This is a genomic window from Streptomyces massasporeus (assembly GCF_014648995.1).
In the GTDB taxonomy this organism is placed as follows: domain Bacteria; phylum Actinomycetota; class Actinomycetes; order Streptomycetales; family Streptomycetaceae; genus Streptomyces; species Streptomyces massasporeus.
Map to the genome: position 1 here is coordinate 1 of NZ_BMSE01000024.1, position 23,683 is coordinate 23,683.

Annotated in this window: 21 protein-coding genes; 13 read left to right on the forward strand and 8 right to left on the reverse strand. The window is 72.7% G+C overall.

Features of this window, described 5'->3' with window-relative positions; translation table 11 throughout:
- Positions 1-187 precede the first annotated feature (187 nt).
- The 7 genes from IE153_RS35570 to IE153_RS35600 all read left to right on the forward strand — a co-directional run bounded on the left by IE153_RS35570 (position 188) and on the right by IE153_RS35600 (position 8,141).
- Positions 188-1,201, forward strand: a complete 1,014-nt coding sequence (locus tag IE153_RS35570) for an SPFH domain-containing protein (protein ID WP_189593833.1) — start codon at positions 188-190, stop codon at positions 1,199-1,201.
- Entirely contained in the window at positions 1,198-2,142 is a 945-nt protein-coding gene (locus IE153_RS35575) for a hypothetical protein (protein WP_189593834.1), read from the forward strand. The genes IE153_RS35570 and IE153_RS35575 overlap by 4 nt, the downstream gene beginning before the upstream one ends.
- Positions 2,139-2,720 carry a GvpL/GvpF family gas vesicle protein gene (locus IE153_RS35580; RefSeq protein ID WP_189593835.1) on the forward strand — a complete coding sequence of 194 codons (582 nt, stop codon included), beginning with the start codon at positions 2,139-2,141 and terminating at the stop codon, positions 2,718-2,720. The genes IE153_RS35575 and IE153_RS35580 overlap by 4 nt, the downstream gene beginning before the upstream one ends.
- Before the next feature lie 8 nt (positions 2,721-2,728).
- Entirely contained in the window at positions 2,729-4,480 is a 1,752-nt protein-coding gene (locus IE153_RS35585) for a ThiF family adenylyltransferase (protein ID WP_189593836.1), read from the forward strand.
- Positions 4,477-6,873 carry an ATP-binding protein gene (locus IE153_RS35590; protein ID WP_189593837.1) on the forward strand — a complete coding sequence of 799 codons (2,397 nt, stop codon included), beginning with the start codon at positions 4,477-4,479 and terminating at the stop codon, positions 6,871-6,873. Before IE153_RS35585 ends, IE153_RS35590 begins: the two co-directional genes overlap by 4 nt.
- Positions 6,860-7,540, forward strand: a complete 681-nt coding sequence (locus tag IE153_RS35595) for a hypothetical protein (protein WP_189593838.1) — start codon at positions 6,860-6,862, stop codon at positions 7,538-7,540. Before IE153_RS35590 ends, IE153_RS35595 begins: the two co-directional genes overlap by 14 nt.
- A gap of 283 nt (positions 7,541-7,823) precedes the next feature.
- Positions 7,824-8,141: a hypothetical protein gene (locus IE153_RS35600; protein WP_189593839.1), complete on the forward strand. Its 318-nt coding sequence runs from the start codon at positions 7,824-7,826 to the stop codon at positions 8,139-8,141.
- A gap of 11 nt (positions 8,142-8,152) precedes the next feature.
- On the opposite strand, the gene IE153_RS35605 is transcribed toward IE153_RS35600, so the two are convergent.
- Genes IE153_RS35605 through IE153_RS35615 form a run of 3 tightly spaced genes read right to left on the reverse strand, consistent with a single transcriptional unit; the run spans position 8,153 to position 13,721 of the window.
- A complete protein-coding gene (locus IE153_RS35605) occupies positions 8,153-9,592 on the reverse strand; it encodes an NAD-dependent succinate-semialdehyde dehydrogenase (RefSeq protein ID WP_189593840.1) in 1,440 nt (479 codons plus the stop codon).
- Entirely contained in the window at positions 9,589-12,456 is a 2,868-nt protein-coding gene (locus tag IE153_RS35610) for an FAD-binding and (Fe-S)-binding domain-containing protein (protein ID WP_189593841.1), read from the reverse strand. Before IE153_RS35610 ends, IE153_RS35605 begins: the two co-directional genes overlap by 4 nt.
- Complete coding sequence (locus IE153_RS35615; protein WP_189593842.1) at positions 12,453-13,721, reverse strand: aspartate aminotransferase family protein; 1,269 nt, start codon at positions 13,719-13,721, stop codon at positions 12,453-12,455. The genes IE153_RS35610 and IE153_RS35615 overlap by 4 nt, the downstream gene beginning before the upstream one ends.
- 226 nt (positions 13,722-13,947) lie before the next feature.
- Here IE153_RS35615 and IE153_RS35620 point away from each other — a divergent pair, with 226 nt between their 5' ends.
- Genes IE153_RS35620 through IE153_RS35635 form a run of 4 tightly spaced genes read left to right on the forward strand, consistent with a single transcriptional unit; the run spans position 13,948 to position 18,039 of the window.
- Positions 13,948-15,606 (forward strand): PucR family transcriptional regulator, encoded by a 1,659-nt coding sequence (locus tag IE153_RS35620; protein WP_189593843.1) that lies wholly within the window; start codon positions 13,948-13,950, stop codon positions 15,604-15,606.
- A 56-nt stretch (positions 15,607-15,662) separates the two neighbouring features.
- The gene (locus tag IE153_RS35625; protein WP_189593844.1) at positions 15,663-16,274 is read left to right on the forward strand and encodes an RNA polymerase sigma factor; all 612 of its coding nucleotides are present in this window, start codon (positions 15,663-15,665) and stop codon (positions 16,272-16,274) included.
- Complete coding sequence (locus tag IE153_RS35630) at positions 16,271-16,798, forward strand: hypothetical protein (protein ID WP_189593845.1); 528 nt, start codon at positions 16,271-16,273, stop codon at positions 16,796-16,798. The genes IE153_RS35625 and IE153_RS35630 overlap by 4 nt, the downstream gene beginning before the upstream one ends.
- The gene (locus IE153_RS35635) at positions 16,795-18,039 is read left to right on the forward strand and encodes an acyltransferase family protein (RefSeq protein ID WP_229829329.1); all 1,245 of its coding nucleotides are present in this window, start codon (positions 16,795-16,797) and stop codon (positions 18,037-18,039) included. Before IE153_RS35630 ends, IE153_RS35635 begins: the two co-directional genes overlap by 4 nt.
- Here the strand turns inward: IE153_RS35635 and paaE are convergent.
- Genes paaE through paaA form a run of 5 tightly spaced genes read right to left on the reverse strand, consistent with a single transcriptional unit; the run spans position 17,976 to position 21,714 of the window.
- Positions 17,976-19,091, reverse strand: coding sequence for a 1,2-phenylacetyl-CoA epoxidase subunit PaaE (gene paaE / locus IE153_RS35640; protein ID WP_435811983.1), 1,116 nt, complete (start codon positions 19,089-19,091; stop codon positions 17,976-17,978). The two genes, IE153_RS35635 and paaE, sit on opposite strands and share 64 nt — an antisense overlap.
- Positions 19,091-19,606: a 1,2-phenylacetyl-CoA epoxidase subunit PaaD gene (gene paaD / locus IE153_RS35645; protein WP_189593846.1), complete on the reverse strand. Its 516-nt coding sequence runs from the start codon at positions 19,604-19,606 to the stop codon at positions 19,091-19,093. Before paaD ends, paaE begins: the two co-directional genes overlap by 1 nt.
- Entirely contained in the window at positions 19,600-20,427 is an 828-nt protein-coding gene (gene paaC / locus IE153_RS35650; protein WP_189593847.1) for a 1,2-phenylacetyl-CoA epoxidase subunit PaaC, read from the reverse strand. Before paaC ends, paaD begins: the two co-directional genes overlap by 7 nt.
- Positions 20,428-20,437: 10 nt before the next feature.
- Positions 20,438-20,731 (reverse strand): 1,2-phenylacetyl-CoA epoxidase subunit PaaB, encoded by a 294-nt coding sequence (paaB, locus tag IE153_RS35655; protein ID WP_030844556.1) that lies wholly within the window; start codon positions 20,729-20,731, stop codon positions 20,438-20,440.
- Positions 20,728-21,714 (reverse strand): 1,2-phenylacetyl-CoA epoxidase subunit PaaA, encoded by a 987-nt coding sequence (gene paaA, locus IE153_RS35660; RefSeq protein WP_189593848.1) that lies wholly within the window; start codon positions 21,712-21,714, stop codon positions 20,728-20,730. The genes paaB and paaA overlap by 4 nt, the downstream gene beginning before the upstream one ends.
- Positions 21,715-21,924: 210 nt before the next feature.
- Here paaA and paaI point away from each other — a divergent pair, with 210 nt between their 5' ends.
- Positions 21,925-22,311: a hydroxyphenylacetyl-CoA thioesterase PaaI gene (gene paaI, locus IE153_RS35665; protein ID WP_107051643.1), complete on the forward strand. Its 387-nt coding sequence runs from the start codon at positions 21,925-21,927 to the stop codon at positions 22,309-22,311.
- Positions 22,312-23,667 carry a phenylacetate--CoA ligase PaaK gene (paaK, locus tag IE153_RS35670; protein ID WP_189593849.1) on the forward strand — a complete coding sequence of 452 codons (1,356 nt, stop codon included), beginning with the start codon at positions 22,312-22,314 and terminating at the stop codon, positions 23,665-23,667. It abuts the gene before it with no gap.
- The last annotated feature ends 16 nt before the right edge of the window (positions 23,668-23,683 follow it).

The following is a 23,683-nucleotide window of genomic DNA, read 5'->3' on the forward strand; positions in this document are numbered from 1 at the left end:
CCATGGTCACCCTCGCCTGCCTACTGCTCTGGCTGCCCTGACTTTGCGGACACGACCTAGCACCCCGGGTTTTCCCCGCCTGACGGCCCAGGATGCCAGTCGCGAAGAGCAGGTTTGTCCGATCGTCGGAGAAGGCCCGAGCCGGAACACTTTCGAGTGACTTCAACGCCCGCTGGAGGTCTCCGGCATGTCAGAGACATACGTCCTGCCCACCTTGGTGAAGGGACCATTTCCCCTGCCCGAGCGGTGGCTCGTGGTGAACGTCGGCTGGCTGGCCGTCATCTTCCGCAACGGAGTGCCCTGCCGGGTGTGCGGCCCCGGCCGGCACAGCACGGTGACGGGCCTGTTCACCGGCCGCAGGCTGCCCGCGACCGGCGAGTTGTCCGTGCTGCTCTTCGACAACGCGCCGCAGACCGTGGAGATGTCGGCCGACGCCGTACGGCTGGCGGACGCGCGCAAGGTCGGGGTGAGCGCGGTCGCGGTGGTGCAGCCCCGCTGGAGCGCCGACCCCGAGTCGCTGCTGGACGTCGTGGCCCGCTACGGCGTGCTCAGTTCCCGGTACGGCGAGGCGGCCGGCGTCCGGCTGGAGGCCGACTTCCGCGCGTGGGCGCGCAGACTGCTGCGTGAGCGCGGCCACGACGACGTCTATCTCGCCTTGGACAGCCGCAGCATCCTGGCCGGCCCGCCCGGCGCGTCCACCGGGCCCGGTGGGGGCCTGCTGGTCGTGGAACAGTTCGTCGACGTGGACGTCACGCCCGACCCTACGGTGATCGCTATTGAGCGGGTCCACGACGAGCGAGAGATCGACGCCGCCAAAGAGCAGGCCAACGTCGCGCTCGAGCCGCTGCGTGCCCTCCTGGTCGATCTCAGGCAGCAGTACGCCGACCAGACCGAGCGCGCGCACAGCATCCGCCAGGCCGAGCTGGATGTGGACGTGGCCGCCGTGTACGACGTGATTCCCCTGTTCATGCGGGACCCGGAGGCCGCAGGCGAGGTGGTCAAAGCGCGCTGGGAGACGCTGACCCAGCTGCTGGGCGAGTACTCCGACACACTGCCGTTCGCGGCCGAGGAGCTCAAGGTCACCCCGACCCAACTGCTACGGAGTCTGGCGCAGGGACGCGTGCCCGCACCGGGCCGGGACAGCGAGGGGTCCTCCCCCGACGACATCGGACAACTGGACGAAAGGAGGCGCTCCGCATGAGCCCCGGATCTCGCCGGCAACAGGAGCAGCATCGGGACGACGAGCACGGCCGACACGACGGCAACGCCCCGGCACCGCCGAACGCACAAGGCGGTGGACCGCGCAGCGGGGACGTCCGCCGGGGGAACGGCCACCGTCCGAGGGAGGACCACCTCGTCGACGCACCCGATCACCTCAGGCGTGAGCGGTTCTTCGGCCCGGCGCAACAGGATCAGGGACAGCAGGGGTCGGGCCGGCCGCGCACGGGGGAGGGCTCCGGGCAGGCCCAGGGCAGCGCCCGCCCCGGGCAGGGTGCCGAGCCGCCCACCGGGCCGCGGGAGCGGCGGCCGCAGGGTGAGCACCCGGACGGTGGCGGCGCCCAGCTCTCGCCCTCCACCGAACGCCCGGCCCCGGCCCCGGCCCCGGCCCCGGCCACCGAACGCACGGCCCATCCCAGGGAACACCCTCAGGGAAACGGCGAACGGCAGGCTCCCGGACATCCCGGCGGGGCGTCGCGAGAGGGAGGCGGAGAGCTCTTGCGGCCGCGCCAGTTCGTCGACGGCTGGTCCATCGGTCCCCGCGAGCGGTGGGAAGAGCGGCACGGCGGAGGACACCGCACGGAGCCGGGCGAGGGACACCCCCGTCCCACGGGCGCCCGCCCTCCGCAGACCGGCGACGGGGGTGCCACCGCACCGCAAGGCCATCCGCCGCGTCAGAAGGGGTCGTTGGAGGCGGAGGACGGGCAGCGCGTGTCCGATCCGTACGAGCGTCATCACTCGTGGGGCCAGGACCGCACCGGCGGCCTGAAGCAGACGGACCAGCAGCTCCACAGCGGCCAGGGACAGACGTCGGAGCCCCGGACCAACTTCCACACCCATCTCAACGAGCAGGACAGGTCGTCGAGCAACACCCACGACCACAGGTCCTCCTCGGAGCTCGGGACCGGGGGGTACCGCCCATGAGCAGGAACTCCGGCGACCTGAACGAACTGCGCGACATCATCATGCGGGCGCAGACCAGGCAGGACCCGTACCCGAACGATCCGGCGGCGCGGATCACGGTGGGGCGGGACGGCACGATCTACCGGGGGGACCCGGCGGAGGACGAGCCGGTCTCCCGGGTACACCACGGCACCTTCGCCGCATCGAGGGCCGATCAGCGGCGGCTGGCGGCGGACCGGCGGTTCGCGCGGACCCACATGCCGGAGGGCACCGTGTACGTCGACGAGCCGGACGTGCGCGGCTGGGCGTACTCGATCACGACCGAACTCGACGAGCGCTACACGTTGTTCGCGTTCTTCGACGGGCGCGAGTACCGGGTGAAGCTGGTCGAGCCCCCGCTGGAGCAGCTCGTCCAGCGGAACGTGATCGACGCGCACGACGGCCATCTGTACGCGGACGGGACGATCTGCCTGTCCCCAACGCGCGGTGCGGGCCGGCCGACGCTCGAGGAGGCGTACTCCAAGTCCGTTCTGTGGGCGCTGGGCATGGGGTTCGTGCGGGGCGGCCACCGGTTCCCGTTCGCGGCGGAAGGGCGGTGAGCGCCGTGATGAGGGTACGGGTCACCGATCACGCGCTGGCGGCGATCGTCGACCGGATCGGCGGGGTGCCGCCGGAAGCCGGCGGGGCGCTGCTCGGGCCGGCGGGCACCGATCTGGTCACGCATCTGGTGCCGGACGGTGAGGCGGCCGTCACCAGCGTGCGGTACCGCACCAGCACCCGGCTCATCGAGGAGGTCGAGCGGATCCAGCGGGCCGGTGCGGCACGGTTCAAGGGCATCGTCCACTCGCACCCCGCAGAACTCCCGGAACCGTCCGAGCAGGACCACCGCGAGTTCGGCCGGTCACTCGCGCTGAACCCGCATCTCGGGCGGTACCTGGCGCCCGTGGTCACGCGGGACGACGGGCCGCCGGCCGCGCACGAACTGGTCAGTCGTGGGACGCGGGTGTCGTGGTTCGGCGCGGTGGGCACGCCGGGCGGGGTCGAGGTGCTGCCGATGCGTCCGCTCGTGCTGCCGGTGTCGGCCTCGCTGGACCGGGCGGGAGCCCACGAGGTGGGCGAACCCGAGGTGCTGACCATGGACGGTGTCCCGGTGCTGGCCGTGCGGGCCCGCTTCGAGGCGCTGCCCTCGGTGTCGGCGGTGCTGTTCGGCGTGGACTTCCCGGCCACACCTCCGGTGCTGGTCACGCACGGCTCGCCGCTCGCGTTGTCGTGGGATCCGGCGGCCGCGGCCGCCGACCGGCTGGCCCTGGCCGTGGCGGCGGCAAGGCCGCGGCGCCGTTCCCCTGCCTCCGCGGCGCGGCTGTGGGCGGCTTCGGCCGCCTCGGCGCGTCCGCGGGCGCGCCGAGGCGGCCGCCGCACGCCCAGGCTGTTCGCACGCAGCGCGGGGCTGATCGCACCCGAACTCGCCGGGCGGCACGTCGTGGTGGCCGGGGCGGGGTCGGTCGGCGCGTACCTCGCCGAGTGCCTGGTTCGCTCGGGAGTCGGTGGGCTGACCCTGATCGACCCGGAGCGGGTGGCCCCCGAGAACCTCGGGCGCAGCCCGTACACGGTCCGCGACATCGGCCGGCCGAAGGTGTCGGCACTCGCCTCCCGGCTCGTCGCGGTGAACCCGGAGCTGTCGGTGCGCACGCTGGGGCGTACCGTCCACGAACTCGGCGCCCGCGGTCTGGCCGACGAACTGCGCGACTGTGATCTGCTGGTCGCGGCCACCGACGACAGCCGGGCCCAGCGCCGCCTGGACCACCTCGCGTATTGGACCGGCGTTCCGGCGGTCTTCCCCGGTCTGTACCGGGGCGCGGCCGGCGGCGAGGTGATCATGACCTTTCCGGGGGCCGCGTGCTGGGGCTGCGCCACGGCGGGGGTACGGGAGCTGTCGGCGGGCACTGCCCTCGTACAGCCGACGGATTACGGCACGGGCCGTCTGGTCGCCGAACCCGGTCTGGTCGTGGACATCCAGCACGTCTCGGCCGCGGCCGCCAAGATCGCGCTCGCCCTGCTGCACCCGTCCGACGGTGGGACCGGGCAGGCGCGCATCGCGCGGTTCCTGACCGTCGCCCGTGAGCGCGGCCAGTCCTACGTGGCGTTCGGCACCGAACCCGGCTACTGGCTGTTCGGGCACGTACTGGCCGAGGCCCCGGGCCAGCATGCCTTCCAGAGCGTCTGGATGACGGTGGAACGCAGGCCCGACTGCCCGGTGTGCGGTGCCGAGGACTCCAGGACCGACCCTTTGGCCGGGCCGGCCCAGGACGTGTCCCCCGGCAGGCTGCGCGAGCTGATCAGGACAGGGGGACGATCATGACCGCGGCGCAGGACACCACCGGCCCGGCCGGCGTCCCGGCGACGGCGGGCAGCGTCAGCCTGCCGGTCGTCCGGCTGCCGGCACAGGCCGCGGTTCCCTCGCCCGACCGTTCGTCGCGGACGGTGGATGATGTCCTGCGGCTCAGGCTGGCGGAGTTCCTGGCGGGTATGCGGCCCGGTGACCCCGTCGCCGTGCACGCTCGTGTCTGGCGTGATCCGGTGACGGGAGCGCGCATGGCGCTGCGGCTGACCGGGCAGCACGCGTCGGTGGCCGGCCATGCGGCCCGCTGCCGTGATCTGCTCGCCGGGCTCACCGACTTCGGGCCGGCCGACGGCGGGCCGGCGGGCGCCGAGGGTGCGCTGGCGTGGCGGTTGAGCGCCGGGCCCGCCGGGCGGCTGCCGGGCCGGAGCATCGCGTGCTGGCCGCCCGCCGGGCTGCGGTGGGCCGCGCTGCTGGACGCCGTCGAACGCTCCGCCGGGGCGTGCGGCGTACGGGTGGCGCTGGTACCGCTCGCGCCGCCGCGGACGGTCGTGCCGGTGCTGCGCCGCGTCGTCCGGCGCGTCGACGGACGGGCGACGGCCCCGGGACGGGACCAGGCGGCGGACGGCCCAGTGGACGCGTCAGGTCCGGCGGCCGCGCTGGAGGCTCTGGATCAGGCGCTGGTGGCCTTCCACGCGACCGTGACGGTCACCGCGGACGAGCCCGCCGTCGCGGCGGAGCTCGCGGCCGCGCTCGCCGCGCCCGGCCTGTCCCCCGAGCCCGTCGCGGAGCTGCCCCGGCCGAGCACGCTGGAACTGGTCCGGAACGGCACGATCGTGCCCCCGCAGACCGCGGCCGGCCTGCTGCCGCTCGCCGCGTTGCCCAGGGAGGCGGTCACCCGCCATGAGCGGCGTCCCGCAATCGTGTCCCGTTACGCCCCGCAGGCGGAAGGAGCCGGGGTCCGGCTCGGCCGTTCGGTCGGCGGCCGGCCGTACCGGCTGCGGATGCCGGACCTCAATCAGCATCTGCTCGTCACCGGACTGGTCGGGTTCGGCAAGACGACCACCGTGATGACGCTGCTGCGGCGCATGTGGCGCGAGCACGCGGTGCCGTACCTGGTCGTCGACCCGGAGAAGACCGACTACCTCCCGATGGGCGCCCATGCCCTGAGGCTCGGTCACGACGGGACGCAGATCAACCCGCTGGCGGTCCCCGAGGACGTGAACAGGGCCGCGTTCGCCGACACCGTGGCCGAATGCCTCGACGCGGCCACGGGGTTGTCGGCGTCCTGGCCGCTCGCCGCGGCGGCCCTGCGCAACGCCGTCACCGATCTCTACCAGGACGACGCCCCGCCCACCGTGGCCCAGCTCTACCGGGCGGTCCTGGAACAGGTCTGCGCGTACGGGGGCACCGGGGAACAGGCCGCCAATCTGCGGGCCTCGCTCGGGCAGCGGGTGCAGAGTCTGCTGGCGGGCGCGGGCGGTGACGCCCTGGCCGGCGGCCCGGACGCCGGGCTGGACTGGGGACGGCTGCTGGCCGAACCCTCGGTGATCACACTGGCCGACTTCGGGGACCGGGCGGCCCGGCAACTGGCCTTCGGCCTGCTGCTGGCCGGTCTCGTGGCCTACCGGCGGGCCCATCCGCTCCCCGGCTTCGGACATCTGACCGTCCTGGAGGAGGCGCACCTGCTGCTCGGCGGTGGGAGCAGCCCCGCCCAGAACGAGTTCCGGATGTCGGCCGCCGCGGAGGCGACCGCGACGGCGATCGCGACACAGCGTTCCTACGGGCAGGGGTTCGTCCTGGTGACGCAGGACCCGAAACAGCTCCCGGACACGGTGACCGGCCTGTTCCCCAATCTGCTCACCCACCGGCTGCGCGAGGCGCCGGGCCCCGGAGCGATCGGCGAGGTGGCCGAGCAGGTGCCGCTGCTCGGCCGGGGCGAGGCCTTCGTCGTGTCGGCGGGCGGCCACCCGGCTCCGGTGTGGGTGTCGGTGACCCCGGAACCCCCCGCCCCCGTCGACGAGATGCGGCGGTCGGCGGCCGGGCCCGCGGTGGGCGGGCAGCCCGGGCCGGCCGAGCGGATCTGGTGCCAGGCCTGTCCTCGGCCGTGCGCGGCCCGGCACTGGCTGAGGCTGGTACCGGACGTCGAGCACGAGCTGGCGGGCGTCGCCCGGGAAGCGCAGGCGGCAGCCGCTCTGCGGGCGTTGGGTGACCGCGTGACCCGCGACGGCATGCGGTTCGACTCCGAGGAACTGCGCACCGGGTTCTACTGCGTCATCGCCCGGGCGCTGACCCGGGTGCGGGCGGCCGACCGGCGCGGGGCCGCCGCGGCCGTACGGGAAGCGCGCCTGATCGCCGACCGGGTCGCTGCCGACACACGACGAGGGGCGGAGCAGGCACATGGCGGCCAATGAGGACCTGGAGAGGATCCGCGAAGCGATCACCGGCCGGCCCGGGCCCGCTCCCTTCACGGGCGGCGCGCAGTCGTTCCCCGGGACGGGAAAGACGGGGAAGCCCGCGGGAAAGGGCAAGGAGAAGGGCGGCCCCGCCCCGCTGCCGCCGGGACCGGCGGCGGTTCCGCCCCCTGCCCCGCGACGCGAGGAGAGCGGTGGCGGGAGCGGCATCCTCGGCGGGATCGCGTTCCTGGTGGCCGCGGCGTTCGTGATCAACGGGTGGATCAACTCCGGCGGCCTGCCCGACTTCGGCTCCGCCACACCGCCATGGTCGTCGGGTTCCTCGGCCGGATCCGGTTCGTACCCGGACACGGCCCCGGAGGACGACACCTATTCCGCCCCCGAGGAGCTGCGGGTCAGTCCCCGGAGCGGCTCGGCCCACACGACCGTCACCGTCACCGGATCCGGGTTCATCCGTGACGGCCTGGTGAAGCTGACGTTCCACGCCACCGCCATGGGCGAGGCCCGCACCGACGGCGACGGTGACTTCACGGCACGGATGCGACTGCCCTCCCCCGACTTCTACGGCCGTTTCCCCGGCCAGACCTTCTCCATCAGCACCACCGAGTACACCCGGGACGGGACCTACCAGGGCAACGGTCCCGGCGTGGGGTTCCACATCAACTGACTCACGGACCACCAGGAGGTCCTTTTGACGGTCGGCATCAGGCGGTTCATGACACTGGCCACGCCAGCCATGCTCGTCGTCCCGTGCTGCGCGGCGCCCGACGCGGCGGCCGGGCCGGGCGAGTTCGACAACTGCACCGCTCCGGTCCAGGACGAGACACGTCTGTTCCTCACTCTGAGAACCGGCGGGGACGATCTGCGGGGAGGCGGAAACAACCTCGACGTCACGGTGCACACCGGTCGCAGGGCAGCCGCGCCGTCGGCAACGTCACCCGGGACGCGGGGTGGTCCAACGGGAGCACCCACCGGATCGGCATCAGCCTGCTGAGCTCTTCGGGAAGAACATCGCGGCGGACGAGATCACCACCGTCACCCTGAACGCCAACCTGTTCGGCCGCTCGGCCTTCGAGGACCCGGACAACTGGAATCTCGACTCCGCGACGGTCGAGCACAGCGTCTCCGGCGGCCCGCCCCGGGAACTCCCACCGGCCGTCCGGACCACACCGTTCCGGTTCACCAGGTCCGACATCACCAGGCACCTGCGCGGGCTGGGCCGGGATGGCTGGACCCAGTTCGACCATCTGTCGGTTCTGCGCGCCTGAACAAGCGGCCGTCATCGCACAGGCACCGCCACATACTGGTACTCCAGGAACTCGTCGATCCCGACCCGGCCGCCCTCGCGTCCGAGCCCGGATTGCTTGACCCCGCCGAACGGGGCCGCCGGGTTGGAGACGAGGCCGGTGTTGAGGCCGACCATGCCGACCTCCAGGCCTTCACTGACGCGCAGGCCCCGGTCCAGTCCCTGGGTGAAGACGTAACCGACCAGTCCCCAGGGCGTGTCGTTGGCACGGCGCAGGACCTCGTCCTCGTCGTCGAAGGTGAGGATCGCGGCGACCGGCCCGAAGATCTCCGTGTCCATCAGACGGCTGCCGGGGTCGACACCGGCCAGCACGGTCGGCGGATAGAAGTTGCCCGGCCCTTCCGGCCTGCGACCGCCCACGAGCACCTCGGCGCCGCGCTCCACGGCGTCGGCGACGAGCTCCTCCACCTTGGCGCGTCCGGTGGCGTCGATCAGCGGGCCGACGTCCACGCCGTTGCGGGTGCCGGGCCCCACCACCAGCGCGCCCATCCGCTCGGCGAGCCGCCGCCCGAACTCGTCGGCCACCGACCGGTGCACGAAGAACCGGTTGGCCGCTGTGCAGGCCTCGCCCATGTTGCGCATCTTGGCCACCATCGCGGCGTCCACGGCCACGTCCAGGTCGGCGTCGTCGAAGACGATGAACGGGGCGTTGCCGCCCAGCTCCATCGAGGTGCGTACGACGGTGTCGGCGCACTGCGCGAGGAGCAGCCGGCCGACGGCGGTGGAGCCGGTGAAGGACAGCTTGCGGATCCGGCCGCCGCGCAACAGCGGCTCGCACACCTCGCCGGCGCGGGAGGTGGTGACGATGTTCAGCACCCCGTCCGGCAGGCCCGCCTCCTTCAGGATCCCGGCCAGCGCGAGGCTGGACAGCGGGGTCTGCGGGGCCGGCTTGAGGATCATCGTGCAGCCCGCCGCGATCGCCGGGCCGATCTTGCGGGTGCCCATGGCCAGCGGGAAGTTCCACGGCGTGATCAGCAGGCAGGGGCCGACCGGGCGACGGGAGAGCAGCATGCGGTTACGGCCGTCGGGCAGCAGCCCGCAGCCACCGTCGATCCGCACGGCCTCCTCGGAGAACCAGCGGAAGAACTCGGCGGCGTACGCCACCTCTCCCCGGGCCTCGGCGAGCGGCTTGCCCATCTCGGACGTCATCAGGTGGGCGAGCTCGTCGGTGCGTTCCAGGATGAGCTCGTGGGCGCGGCGCAGGATTTCGCTGCGTGCCCGGGGCGCGGTGCGGGCCCAGTCGGGCTGGGCCTGGACGGCCGCCTCCTCGGCGAGCCGGGCGTCCTTGGCGCCGGCGTCGGCGACGTGGCAGAGGATCTCGCCGGTGGCGGGGTCGTCGACGGGCATGGTGGCGCCGTCCGCGGCGTCCACCCAGGCACCGCCGATGAACAACTGAGTCAGTACCTCGGTCATGTCGTCTCTCCTGGTTGATCGGCGGCGGGGTCGAGGAGTTCGGCGAGGTGCAGGGCGCGGATGTCCTGGTCGCCGGCGAGGTGGTCGATCTGGGTGGCGCAGCTGAAGCCGTCGGCGACGACGGGGCGTCCGTCCAGTCGGTCCAGGCGGGGCTTGAGGGCGAGGTCGGCGACGGCGATGGAGGTGTCATAGTGCTCGGCTTCGAAGCCGAAGTTGCCGGCCAGTCCGCAGCAGCCCTCGGCCTCGTCGACCTCGCGTACGCCCAGGCGGCGCAGCAGGTCGGCGGGGCGGCGACCCTTGAACGTGGCGTACTCGTGGCAGTGGGTCTGCAGTACGACGTTCTCGGGGAGGGGCGGCGGGGTCCAGCCCGGGTCGGCCAGGTCGCTCAGGGCGCCGGTGAAGGTCTGCACGCGGTCGGCCACGCGCCGGGCGGCCTCGGTGCCGAGGAGTTCGGGCACGTCGCGTTTGAGGGCTGCGGCGCAGCTGGGTTCGGCCACGATGATCGGCCGGTCGTCGCCGTTATCGAGGGCGGCGACCGTGCGGCCCATGATCTTGCGGGCCGTGGCGAGCTGGCCGGTGCTGACCCAGGTCAGCCCGCAGCACAAGCCGTCCCGCGGGGTGCAGGGGACACCGGCGTCGGCGAGCACGCGGCTCGCCGCTCCCGCGACCTGTGGGCGGAAGGCACGAGTGAAGCTGTCGACGAAGAGGATGGCTCTGGCCGGTTCGGTGGTCTTCTGAGCGCGGAGGGTCGTGCGCAGGGCGCGGCGGGAGGCGAAGGCGGGGATTGCGCGCTTGGTGGTGACGCCGCCCAGGCGGGCCAGGAGCTTGCCGAGCGGTCCGCGCAGCAGCAGGTTGACCGGGCGGGCCGCGTATCCGGCCAGGGCGGAGGTTCGGGGCAGCCAGCCGAGGGAGTAGTGGGAGCGGGGCCGCAGGCGGCCCTTGTAGTGCTGGTGGAGGAACTCCGCCTTGTAGGTGGCCATGTCGACGCCTACCGGGCAGTCGCTGGAGCAGGCCTTGCACGACAGACACAGATCGAGTGCGTCGCGCACCTCGGTGGAGCGCCAGCCGTCGCTGACGGCTTCGCCGCGGACCATCTCCTGGAGCATGCGGGCCCGGCCGCGGGTGGAGTCGTTCTCCTCGCCCGTGGCCCGATAGCTCGGGCACATCACCCCGCCGGCGTCACTGCGGCAACGGCCGACCCCGACACAGCGACGCACGGCACCGGCGAAACCGTCCTCGTCGTGCGGGAAGCCGAACGTCGAGTCCACCAGCGGCAGTTCACGCAGCGCCAAGTCAGCGTCGAGCGGGGCCGGGTCGATGATGACACCGGGGTTGAGCAGCCCTTCGGGGTCGAAGGTCTTCTTGAAGGCGGCGAACGCGGCGATCATGCGGTGGCTGTACATGACCTTCAGCAGTTCGCTGCGGGCACGTCCGTCACCGTGCTCACCCGACAGCGTGCCGCCGTGCTCGACAACCAACGCGGCGGCCTCAGACAGGAACCGGCGCATGACCGTCCGGCCTGCGTCCGTGGCCATGTCGAAGTCGATCCGCACATGGACGCATCCGGCGCCGAAGTGCCCGTACAGCACACCGGTGAGCTCGTGGGCGGCGAGCAGCTTGCGGAAACCGCGCAGGTAGGCGGCCAAGTCCGCCGGGGCGACGGCCGCGTCCTCCCAGCCGGGCCAGGACTCCCCGCCGTCGACGAGCCGGGCCGCCAGTCCGGCCCCGTCCTCCCGCACCCGCCACAGCGAGCGCCGCTCGGCCGGGCTCTCCACGAGCCGCCCGCCGGTCAGCCGTCCCACGGCCTTGAGCGCATCGAGCAACTCTTCGGCCCGGGCGTTCACGGTGGCCTGGTCGTCGCCTTCGAGCTCGACGTACAGCCAGGCGCGGCCCTCGGGCAGGCCGGTGACGGAATCGGGGCCGCGGCGGGCGCGCATGGTGGCGACGATCGCCTCGTCCATGCCCTCCACCGCACTCGGCGAGAAGCGCAGAATCTCCGGCACGTCCTCAGCCGCCTGGACCACATCCTCGTAGCCCAGGGTCAGCAGGGTGGAGGCCTGTGCGGTGGCCACCAGGCGGACCGTCGCGGCGGTGACGACCGCACAGGTGCCCTCGGTGCCCACCAGGGCGCGGGCCAGGTCGAAGCCGTTCTCCGGCAGGAGGTGGTGGAGCTGATAGCCCGAGACCTGCCGCGGGATGCGGCCCAGCTCGGTCCGGAGCAGCGCCAGGTTCTCACCGACCAGACGCTTGAGATCGGCTTGCAGCCGGGCGACCGGCCCGGCATCGCCAGGATCGACCGGGTGCAGCCCTGCGTGGTCGGCGACGGCCCGCACGCCGTCGGCCGTCACGATCTCCAGCGCCTCGACATGCCCACTGGTCCGCCCGTCACGCACCGACCGGTTCCCGCACGCGTCATTGCCGATCATGCCGCCGAGGGTGCAGCGGCTGTGCGAGGACGGGTCCGGGCCGAAGTCCAGTCCGTGCAGCGCGGTCGCACTGCGCAGCGCGTCCAGGACGACACCCGCCTCGACCCGCGCGGTGCGCGCCTCGACGTCGATGTCCAGGATCCGGTTCATGTACCGGGAGAAGTCCAGCACCACACCCGGCCCGACCGCGTTGCCCGCCATGCTCGTGCCGCCGCCCCGGGCCGTGACCGGCACACCCGCCTCACGGCAGGCCCGCAGCACGCCGACCACGTCGTCGGCGGAACGCGGGAAGGCCACCGCCCGCGGCGGCACACGGTAGTTGGAGGCGTCGTAGGCGTAGGGGCCGGTGGCCCCCGGGCCGGTCTCCACCCGCAGACCGGGCGCGAGCTCGGCGATACGGGCCGTGAGACCCGCCAGGTCGCGGGTGGCGGTGGTCATCGGCCCGACGCTCCCGAGGTTCCGGCCTCGACGGCGTTCGCCCAGGCCTGAAGGCCCTCGTCGACGCCGGTCTCGTCGATCACGAGCGCCGGGATCATGCGCACGACCTGGTTCCAGGCGCCGCACAGCAGCAGGAGCAGGCCCTCGTCGATGGCGGCGCGCTGCACGCGGGCGGCGGTCTCCGGGTCGGGGCTGCCGTCCTCGGTGACGAACTCGGTGGCGAGCATGAGGCCGAGGCCGCGGACGTCGCCGATGCCCGGGGTCCGGTCGGCGACGGCTTCCAGGCCCTGGCGGAGCCGCTTGCCCATCGCCTCGGCGTTCTCCACGAGCTTCTCGTCGCGTACGACGTCCAGCGTCGCGCAGGCGGCGGCGCAGGCGACGGCGTTGGCACCGTATGTGCCGCCCTGCGAGCCGGGCCATGCCTTGGTCATCAGTTCCTCGGAGGCGGCGATGCCGGAGAGGGGGAAGCCGCTGGCCAGGCCCTTGGCGGTGACGAGGATGTCGGGGGTGACGCCGAAGTGGTCGTGGCCCCAGAAGCGGCCGGTGCGGCCGACGCCGGTCTGCACCTCGTCGAGGATCAGCAGGAAGCCGTGCCGGTCCGCCCGCTCGCGCAGGCCTTCCAGGAAGGCGCGGTTCGCGGGGACGTAGCCACCCTCGCCGAGGACCGGCTCGACGATGATCGCCGCCGTGTCGGCGGGCGAGGAGATCGTCTGGAGGGTGTAGTCGAGTTCCTTCAGGGCGAAGCGGGTCGCGGTCTCCTCGTCCCAGCCGTAGCGGTAGGCGGTCGGGAAGGGGGTGACGACCACGCCGCTCATCAGCGGGGAGAACCCGGAGCGGAAGCGGATGCCGGAGGTCGTCATGGAGGCGGCGGCGACCGTACGGCCGTGGAAGCCGCCGTGACAGACGATGACGTTCGGCCGGCCGGTCGCCTGGCGGGCCAGCCGCAGTGCCGACTCGACGGCCTCGCTGCCGGAGTTGGTGAAGAACAGGCTGTCCAGGCCGGCCGGCAGCACCTCGCCCAGCTTGTCGACGAGGCGGCGCAGCGGCTGGTGCATGACGGTCGTGTACTGGCCGTGGATCAGCGTGCCCACCTGCTCCTGCGCCGCCGCCACGACCTTGGGGTGGCAGTGCCCGGTGCTGGTGACGCCGATACCGGCGGTGAAGTCGAGATAGCGGCGGCCGTCCTCACCGTAGAGGTGGACGCCCTCGCCCCGGGCCGCCACGACGGGCGTGGCCTGGCGAAGGTGCGGCGACAGTGCGGTCATGGTGTCTCCCGGCCGTACGACGAGGTGTGGTTGCTTGGCTCAGCTCCGGTGCCGAGCATCCAAGCCGCGGCGACCGCCGGCAACGCGTGATCTGTCCGGCCGGAACCCGTTGTTCGGACGTTGTGTCAACCGCCGGACCCCCCAGGCACCCCCTGTCCCACCCGTGGACAGCTCTTGCGCAGGTCAGCCCCGCTTGTCAGAGTGACCGGGCACGCAGGGAGGCACCGTGAACCAGCACCCCCCGACGGCCGGCCGTGATGCGGCCCCGGCCGGTCGCGCACCCACCCTCGCCGACGTCCTGGCCCTGCCGGTCCTGGCCGCGGGACAGCCCCAGGTCGTCACGGGGCTCGCTCAACTGGACCGGCCGGTGCGCTGGGTGCACATCACCGAGCTGACGGACCCGGCCTCCTTCCTCAAGGGCGGCGAGCTGGTCCTGACCACCGGCATGCCACTGCCGGAAGACGCCTCGGGTGTCCGCCGGTACGTCGACGAACTCACCGAGGTGGGGGCGGCCGCCCTGGTCATCGAACTCGTACGGCGCTATCACCGGCCGCCCGACGCCCTCGTGCAGGCCTGCCGGGCCCGGGGCCTGCCCCTGGTCACCCTCGCCCGGGACGTCAATTTCCTGGAGGTCACCCAGGTCGTGCACGCGCTGATCCTCGGCAACCAGGCCGACGCGATGCGGCGGACGCAGCGGATCCACGAGGCGTTCACGGCTCTGACGTTGCGCGGGGCGGGGCCACAGGACGTGGTGCGCGCGGCGGCGGAGATGAGCGGCCGGACGGTCGTGCTGGAGAACCTGGTGCACCAGGCGCTGATCTGCGAGCCCTCGGGGAGCACGGTGGAGGAGGCGCTCGGGGACTGGGAGCGGCGCTCCCGGGCTGCCGAGCCCGGCGACCGCACCGAGGTGGGCGGCCCGGAGGGGTGGCTCACCGCGCCCGTCTCCTACCAGGGGGAACGCTGGGGGCGTCTGGCGATGCTGCCCGCCGACGGGCCGGCCTTCGGTCCCGAGCACGTCACCGTCCTGGAGCGGACGGCGATGGCCCTGACGGTGGCCCGGCTCATCCACTCCACGCCGTGGGAGCACACGGCCCACCGCACCGTCCTGCGGGAACTCGCGGAGCAGCGCCACCACTCCGCCGAGGACGTCCGCGCCCGCTGCGCCGCGCTGGGCCTGCCCACGGAGGCCGGTGTCTTCCTGGCGATCCTCGTGGATCCGGGGCCCGGCGGGGAGGACGCGGAACCGGAGGCCCGGCTGCACCGGGAGCTGAGGTCGGCCGGGGTCCCGGCCCTGGTCGGCGAGCTCTCCCCCGGCCGCCTCGGCGTCCTGCTGGCCCTGCGCCCCGACCGGCCCTGGCGGCCCGTGGCCGAACGGCTGAGCCGCACCGCGCTGGCTCTGGCCCCGGAGGCGATCATCGGCGTCGGCTCGGAGGTGGCGGACCTCGCCGACACCGCACGTTCCTTCCGGGAGGCGGCCCGGGTCATAGAGGCCACCCCGCCCGGCCAGGCCCTGCCCGCGGACCGTTCCTTCCACGAGCTGCCGGACATCGACCTGCGCCGGCTGCTGTACGCGCTGCGCGAGGACACCCGGATCCAGGACTACACGGAACGGCGGCTGAGCCGGCTCGTCGACCACGACACCCGGCACGGCACCGACCTGCTGGCGACCCTGGGCCACTACCTCGACGCCGCCGGCAACAAGACGACGGCGGCCCGTCGCGGCGGCCTGTCCAGAGAGACCATGTACCAGCGCCTGCGCACCATCGAGCGCCTCCTCGACACCGACCTCGAATCCGGCGACCACCGCACCGAACTCCACGTGGCCCTCACGGTGTTGCGGGTTCTGCGCGCCGGCCAGGGCAGGGAGGACCGGCCTCTCGTGTAACGCTTTCCGCGCCCCGTTCCAAGAACGAGTGAAAGGCACCTGTCGACGAGAAGGGGATGTTCGTGGACGACGCGGAACGGTTACGGGGTGGGCCCGCTGCGGCGGTCGGTGACCCGCGGCACTTCGAGGAGTTCTACCGGCGCCATGTCGACGCGGTGCTGCGCTTCGTGGCCCGGCGGGTGGACGACCCGCACACGGCGGCCGACCTGACGGCCGAGATCTTCCTCGCCGTCCTCGACTCGGCCGGCACCTACCGCCCGCACCTCGGCAGCGAGACGGCGTGGCTGTACGGCATCGCGCGCAACGTCGTGTCGTCGGAGCGCCGCCGGATCGCCCGGGAGACCGAACGCGACCGGCGCATCCGCGGGCGGCGGTTGCTGGAGCCCGACGACATCGTCCGCATCGAGGACAGGCTCGACGCGGAGAGCCCCGGGCGGCGCGTCCTGGCGGCGCTGGCGAGGCTCCCGGAGGGCGAGCGGGCCGTCATGGAACTGGTCGCGGTCGACCAACTCACGGTGACCGAGGCCGCGGCCGCCCTGGGCATCCGCCAGGTCACGGCCCGGGTCCGGCTGCACCGGGCGCGCAAGGCGCTGCGCGAGGAGACGGACTGCCGGACCGCACAGACGGCGGAGGCATCGCTGGTGCACGTCGCGAGGGGGGAAGCATGAGCACGAGGACGACGTTCGAGGACCGGCTGCTGGGTGAGCTGAAGAAGGAGATCGAGCTGCGCGGGGCCGGGTCCCGAGCGGACACCGGCGCGATGACGGCTCCGGTGCGCCGCCGGTTCGCCCCGGTCCGCATCGCCATGGTGGCGGCCTGCGCGGCGGCGTTGGCCGCCACGGTGGTGGTGCCCGGCTCGCCCACCGACCCCAGCGCGTTCGCGGTGGCACGCCACAGCGACGGCAGTGTCGAACTCACCGTCAGCAAACAGGGCTTCGGCATCGACGACCAGCTGGAACTCGCGGAACGCGTGCGCCCGTGGGGCATTCGGGTGGACGTGCTCGCTCCCGGGGACGTGTGCGCCTCATGGGAAATCCCCCGGGTCATGGTCCTCACCGCCGAGGGCGACCCCATCCGCGCCTGGCCTGTCACCCTGCGCCGGGGCAGCACGCTGGTGATCGAGAACTCCTGGGGCGAACCGGTTCCCAGGGACGAGATCGAGCACTACGAGGTCAAGCCCTGCACACGGTGAGCGGGCGGCTGGGCCGGCTCGACGCGCTGCGCGGACTCGCGGCGCTCGTCGTGGTGTTCGACCACTCGTCGCACACCTTCATGCCGGAAGTGCGTGGGGAGTTGATGCCGCAGTTCAACACCAGTCGCTACGGCATCATGGTGTTCTTCCTGGTGAGCGGCTACATCATCCCGGCGTCGCTGGAACGCCGGGGCTGTGTCCGGGCGTTCTGGATCGGGCGGGCCTTTCGGATCTACCCGCTGTGGGCGGTTGTCGTCGCGGTGCTCCTCGTCATCGATTTTCTCGGTCTCGCCGAGGTACGGGGCTTCGACGGGCAGAGCGTGGCCGCCGTGGCCGCCGCACACGCCGTCATGCTCCAGGAGGTGCTGGGGACACCGAATCTGCTGCTCGTCCTGTGGACGCTGTCGTACGAGATGTGCTTCTACCTGCTGGTCGTCGCGCTCTTCACGGTGCGGCAGCATCAGCGGTCCGCGGCGGTCGCCGTCGTCTTCGCCGTGCTCGCGGCGGTGAGCGTCACGGCAGGAGCCGGGCTGCCGGTCTCCGCCCTGTCGGGTGCGGTCGGCTCCGGCCCGCTGATCGCGTGCGCGTCGATCGGCATGGGGGTCGCCCTCTGCTGTGCGAGCGCCGGGTCACCCGGACTGCGGGTGTTCGGCGGTGTGCTGGGCGGAGCCCTGGCGCTCGTCCTGGTTGTGTTCAACGGCACGGTCCCCCTGTGGGAGGGCCTGGTGATCCTCGCCGTGATGTTCCTCGGCACGGCCGTCCACCGTGCCGAGCACGGCCTGATCACCTGGCGGTGTGCGGCGTGCACCGCCGTCCTGGTGGTCGGGGGTGCCGTGGGCAGTGCCTACCGGTACGGCGACGGCCACCACTTCACCCGGCGGGGCTGGATCGTGGCCTTCCTGCTGGCCGTGCTCACCTTCGCGGCCGCGTCGGCGTCGCGCCACCGCCGCATACCGGCGCCGCTGACCGGTCTCGGCACGATCAGCTACTCGGTCTATCTGGTGCATCCGGTGCTGCTGGCGGCGATCGACGGCACGGTGGGGCGACGGCGGCAGGACAGCCTCGTACACGAAGTGGCGTTCTTCGCCGTGCTGTTGCCCCTGTGCGTGCTGACCCACCGGTACGTCGAAGCGCCCGCCCAGGCCTGGGGCCGGAGGTTGGCGCACCACCCGGGGGATCAGGTGTCGAAGTCCACCGTCAGCTCCTCGGACACCGGGAAGGACTGGCAGGTGAGGACGTAGCCGGCGTCGACCTCGGACGGTTCGAGGGCGAAGTTGCGGCGCATGTCGGCCTTGCCGTCGGTGACCTGGGCGCGGCAGGTGCCGCAGACACCGCCCTTGCAGGCGAAGGGCAGGTCGGGGCGGGTCTGCTGGGCCCCTTCCAGGATGGTGCGGTCGCGGGGCAGCGGGGACGTGGTGGAGCGGCCGTCGAGGGTGACGGTGACCTGGCTGACCGGGCCGGTGGGGCCGGTCTCGGCGTGGTGGACCTCGCGGACGGGCTCGTCGTCGGCGTAGAAGAGCTCCTGGTGGACGCGGTCGGCGGGTACGCCGAGGCCGGTGAGGACCTGTTCGGCGGCGCGCACCATGCCGTGCGGGCCGCACAGCCACCAGTGGTCGGCGGACTCCACGTCGACCAGGGCGTCGACGAGGGCGGAGAGCCGCTCGGCGTCGAGGCGGCCGGAGAGCACCTCGGCCTCGCGGGGCTCGCGGGACAGGACGTGGGCGAGCTGGAACCGCGTCGGGTAGAGGTCCTTCAGGTCGGCGAGTTCGTCGGCGAACATCACCGTGCCGGTGCGGCGGTTGCCGTAGAGGAGGGTGACGCGCGAACGGGAGTCGGCGGCCAGGACGGACTCGGCGATGGAGACCATGGGGGTGATGCCGGAGCCGGCGGCGATCAGGACGTGGTGGCCGTGGGTGGTCAGGTCGGGGGTGAAGGCGCCGGTGGGCGCCATGACCTGCACGGTGTCGCCGGGGCGCACGTCGTGCACCAGCCAGGAGGAGAACACGCCGCCCGGCACCACGCGCACGCCGATGCGCGGTGCCGTGCCGGCGGGGGCGCAGATCGAGTAGGAGCGGCGCTCGTCCCGGCCGTCGATGTCGCGGCGCAGGGTGAGGGACTGGCCGGGAGCGAAGGTGAACTCCTGGGCCAGCTCGGCCGGGATGTCGAAGCTCACGGCTGCCGCGTCCTCGCACAGCGGCTGCACGGCGGCGACCCGCAGGGGGTGGAAGACCGGACGTCGGCGGGCACGCGGGCGCGGCGCCGGGGCGGGGGCCGGCTCCATCAGGTCCTCCATCAGATCTCCTTGACGTACTCGAACGGCTCGCGGCAGGCGAGGCAGCGCCACAGGGACTTGCAGGACGTGGCGCCGAAGCGGGAGGTCTCCTCGGTGTCGGGGTGACCGCAGCGGGGGCAGGGCACCGAGCGGCGGGTCGGCGACAGCACGAGCGGGACCGGGCCGGCGGCGCGCGCGGGGGCGGCGCCGGGCGGGGCGATGCCGTGCTCGGCGAGCTTGCGCCGGCCGTCCGCCGTGATCCAGTCGCTGCTCCAGGGCGGGTCGAGGACCGTGCGGATCTCCACGCGCTCGTACCCCGCCTCGCGCAGCCGGGCGGCCACCCCGGCGCGCATCTCCGCCATCGCCGGGCAGCCCGAGTAGGTCGGGGTGAGGCTCGCGACCACCGTGCCGTCCGGGGCCAGGCTCACCTCGCGCAGCACTCCGAGGTCGGCCAGGGTGAGCATGGGCAGTTCGGGATCGGGCACCTGCTCGGCGATGCGCCGGGCCCGTCGCTCGTCCAGGAGTGCCGTCACCATGTCCCCTCCGGGTGGGCGCGGGCCACACCCTGCAACTCGGCGAGCAGCGGGGCGAGATGCTCGGTGTGCTCCCCGGTCCGGCCCGAGCCGGGCAGCGGGCGGTAGACCGGCATGGGCAGCCCGGCGGCCTCGGTGACCTGGCGGAGCACGGTGACGACCTCGTCCCGGACGTCGTACGCCGTGAACAGCTCGCCCAGGTAGGGCGCGACCTGCTCCTGGGCCCTGCGCATCCGCCCGTGCGACTCCTCGGTGCCGTCGCCCAGGCGCACGGCCCACTCGGCCGCGTACTGGCGGTGGTAGGTCAGCTCCTTCACGCCCTTGGCGGCGATGGCCGCGAGCACCGGGTCGCGGTGTGCGGTGAGCCGTTCGAAGTGCGCGAGACGCCAGCTGGCGAGCACCAGCAGCCGCACGATGGAGAACGCGAAGTCTCCGTTGGGCAGTTCGGCGAGGCGTACGTTGCGGAAGTCGCCGGCGTCGCGGAAGTAGGCGAAGGCGTCCTCGTCGCGGCCGGTGCCGTCGGCCTGGCCCGCGCGGGAGTAGAGCAGGCGGGCCTGACCGAGCAGGTCGAGTCCGATGTTGGCCAGCGCGACCTCCTCCTCCAGCTCGGGGGCGCGCGTGGTCCACTCGGCGAGCCGCTGGGCGCAGACCAGGGCGTCATCGGCCAGGGTGACGCAGAGGGAGGCCAGTTCACCGGCGTCCACGTCGTCGGGCACGGCGGTGTCGACGCCGTGCAGGGGGTCCTCGAAGCCGGTGCCGTAGGCCCAGCGGGTGTCGTCCTCGTGTCCCTCGGCGAGGGTCATGTAGACGTGGTCGTCGCTCATGCCCTCTCCTTCAGATGTGCGGGACGTCTTCGGGGATGTCGTAGAAGGTCGGGTGCCGGTAGACCTTGTCGGCGCTGGGCTCGAAGAACGGGTCCTTCTCGTCGCGGGTGGAGGCGGCGATGTGCTCCGAGCGCACGACCCAGATCGAGACGCCCTCGTTGCGCCGGGTGTACAGGTCGCGGGCGTGGGTGAGGGCCATGCGGTCGTCGGCGGCGTGCAGCGATCCCACGTGGACGTGGTTCAGGCCGCGCTTGCCGCGTACGAACACCTCGTACAGCGGCCAGTCCTGCTTGTCGGCGGTCATGCCACCGCTCCCTTCCGCTCGCGGGCCGCCTGCTTGGCGGCGTGGGCGGTGGCCGCCTCGCGCACCCAGGTGCCCTCTTCGTGGGCCGTGCGGCGCCGTTCCATCCGCTGGTCGTTGCACGGGCCGTCGCCCTTGATGACCCGCATCAGCTCGTCCCAGTCGGGCGTGCCGAAGTCGTGGTGACCCCGCTCCTCGTTCCAGCGCAGCTCCGGGTCGGGGAGCGTGACGCCGAGCTTCTCGGCCTGCGGGACGGTCATGTCGACGAAGCGCCGGCGCAGTTCGTCGTTGCTGTGCCGCTTGATCTTCCAGGCCATGGACTGCGCGGAGTTGGGCGAGGCGTCGTCGGGCGGGCCGAACATCATCAGCGACGGCCACCACCAGCGGTTCACGGCGTCCTGCACCATCTCGCGCTGCTCCGGGGTGCCGCGCATCATCGTCATCAGCAGCTCGAAGCCCTGCCGCTGGTGGAACGACTCCTCCTTGCAGATCCGCACCATGGCGCGCGCGTACGGCCCGTAGGAGGAGCGGCACAGCGGCACCTGATTGCAGATCGCCGCGCCGTCCACGAACCAGCCGATCACGCCGACGTCCGCGAAGCTCAGCGTCGGGTAGTTGAAGATCGACGAGTACTTTTGGCGGCCCTCGATGAGGCGCTCGGTGAGGTCCGCGCGGTCGGCGCCCAGCGTCTCCGCCGCCGAGTACAGGTACAGCCCGTGCCCGGCCTCGTCCTGGACCTTGGCGAACAGAATGGCCTTGCGGCGCAGCGACGGCGCGCGGGTGATCCACTCACCCTCCGGCTGCATGCCGATGATCTCCGAGTGCGCGTGCTGCGCGATCTGCCGGATCAGTGTCTTCCGGTAGCCCTCCGGCATCCAGTCGCGGGGCTCGATCCGCTGATCCCGCGCGATCGTCCCGTCGAAGTGCTGCTGGAGATCCGGCTCGGCGCCGTCCGTCCCCGCGGGGCTGGAGCGTGTCGTATCCATCCGTCCCACTTCCCAACCGACCATTCGTTCGGTCCATCGTAGGACACGTCGGCGCGCCTTGGTAAGACCCCTCGGGGAAGTCCTGGACCCTTGACAGGCGTCGAAGCGGCTCGATTACATGGCAACGCCAGCTAACCGAATGTTCGGTCGGGCCATGAGGTGGTGCGAGAAGTGACCCATACCGCTGACGCGACGCCGCCCGCGGAGGCGATGTTCGCCGCGGACGAGGCCTCCCGCGGGCTCGGGATCGAGCTGCGGGAGCAGGGCGAGGGGACCGCCACGCTGCGGATGACCGTGACCCCGGCGATGGTGAACGGCCATGGGATCGTCCACGGCGGCTATGTCTTCCTGCTCGCCGACAGCGCCTTCGCCTGCGCCTGCAACAGCCACGGCCCGGTGACCGTCGCGGCGGGCGCGGACATCACCTTTGTGGCTCCCGCGTACGAGGGCGACGAACTCGTCGCCCGGGCCGAGGAGCGCACCCGTTACGGGCGCAGCGGCCTCTACGACGTGACGGTCCGGCGGGGCGACGAGGTGATCGCGGAGTTCCGGGGCCGCAGCCGGAGCATCAGGAGCACGAGGCCGGAGGAGTCCTAGATGACCAGCGAGACGACGGCCTCCGGGGCCACGGCGCCCGGGGGACAGCGGCGCGGCGAACCCCTCCCCCACGACCTGCTCGACGACACGGAGCGCCTGACGCGCGAGCAGCTGCGGGAGCTCCAGCTCGACCGCCTGCGCCGGAGTCTGCGGCACGCCTACGAGAACGTGGAGACGTACCGGAAGAAGTTCGATGCGGCCGGGGTCTGCCCCGACGACTGCCGCTCGCTGGAGGACCTCGCCCGGTTCCCCTTCACCACGAAGGCCGACCTCCGGGACACCTACCCCTTCGGCATGTTCGCCGTCCCCATGGACCGGGTGCGGCGCGTGCACGCCTCCAGCGGCACCACCGGCCGCCCCACGGTGGTCGGCTACACGGAGCACGACCTGTCGATGTGGGCCGACCTCGTCGCCCGCTCGATCCGCGCCGCCGGCGGGCGCCCGGGCCACAAGGCGCACATCTCCTACGGGTACGGGCTGTTCACCGGCGGTCTCGGCGCGCACTACGGCGCGGAGCGCGCCGGCTGTCTGGTGATCCCGGCCTCCGGGGGCATGACCGCGCGCCAGGTGCAGATCATCCAGGACTTCCGGCCCGAGATCATCATGGTCACCCCGTCCTACATGCTCACCCTGCTCGACGAGTTCGAGCGCCAGGGCCTCGACCCGCGCGCGAGCAGTCTGCGCGTGGGCATCTTCGGTGCCGAGCCGTGGACGGAGGAGATGCGCCGCGAGATCGAGGAGCGGATGGACATCCACGCCGTCGACATATACGGCCTGTCCGAGGTGATCGGGCCGGGTGTCGCCCAGGAGTGCGTGGAGACCAAGGACGGGCTGCACGTCTGGGAGGACCACTTCTACCCCGAGGTGGTCGATCCGATCACGGGGGAGGTGCTGCCCGAGGGCGAGGAGGGCGAGCTGGTCTTCACGTCCCTGACCAAGGAGGCCCTGCCGGTCGTCCGCTACCGCACCCGCGATCTGACCCGGCTGCTGCCCGGCACGGCCCGGCCCGCGTTCCGCCGCATCGAGAAGATCACCGGACGCTGCGACGACATGATCATCCTGCGCGGGGTGAACGTCTTCCCCAGCCAGATCGAGGAGATCGTGCTGCGCACGCCCGGCGTCGCCCCGCACTTCCAGATCCAGCTGACCCGGCGCGGCCGCATGGACCACATGACCGTCCGCGTGGAGACCCGCCCCGGCACCGGCCCCGAGCAGCGCGAAGCCGCGGCCGGGACGATCGCGAAGGCCGTCAAGGACGGCATCGGCATCACCGCCGATGTGACGATCGTCGAACCGGAGACCCTGGAGCGCTCCCTCGGCAAGCTCCGCCGGGTCAAGGACCTGCGCGAGGCGTGACCCGGACCGGCCGCGG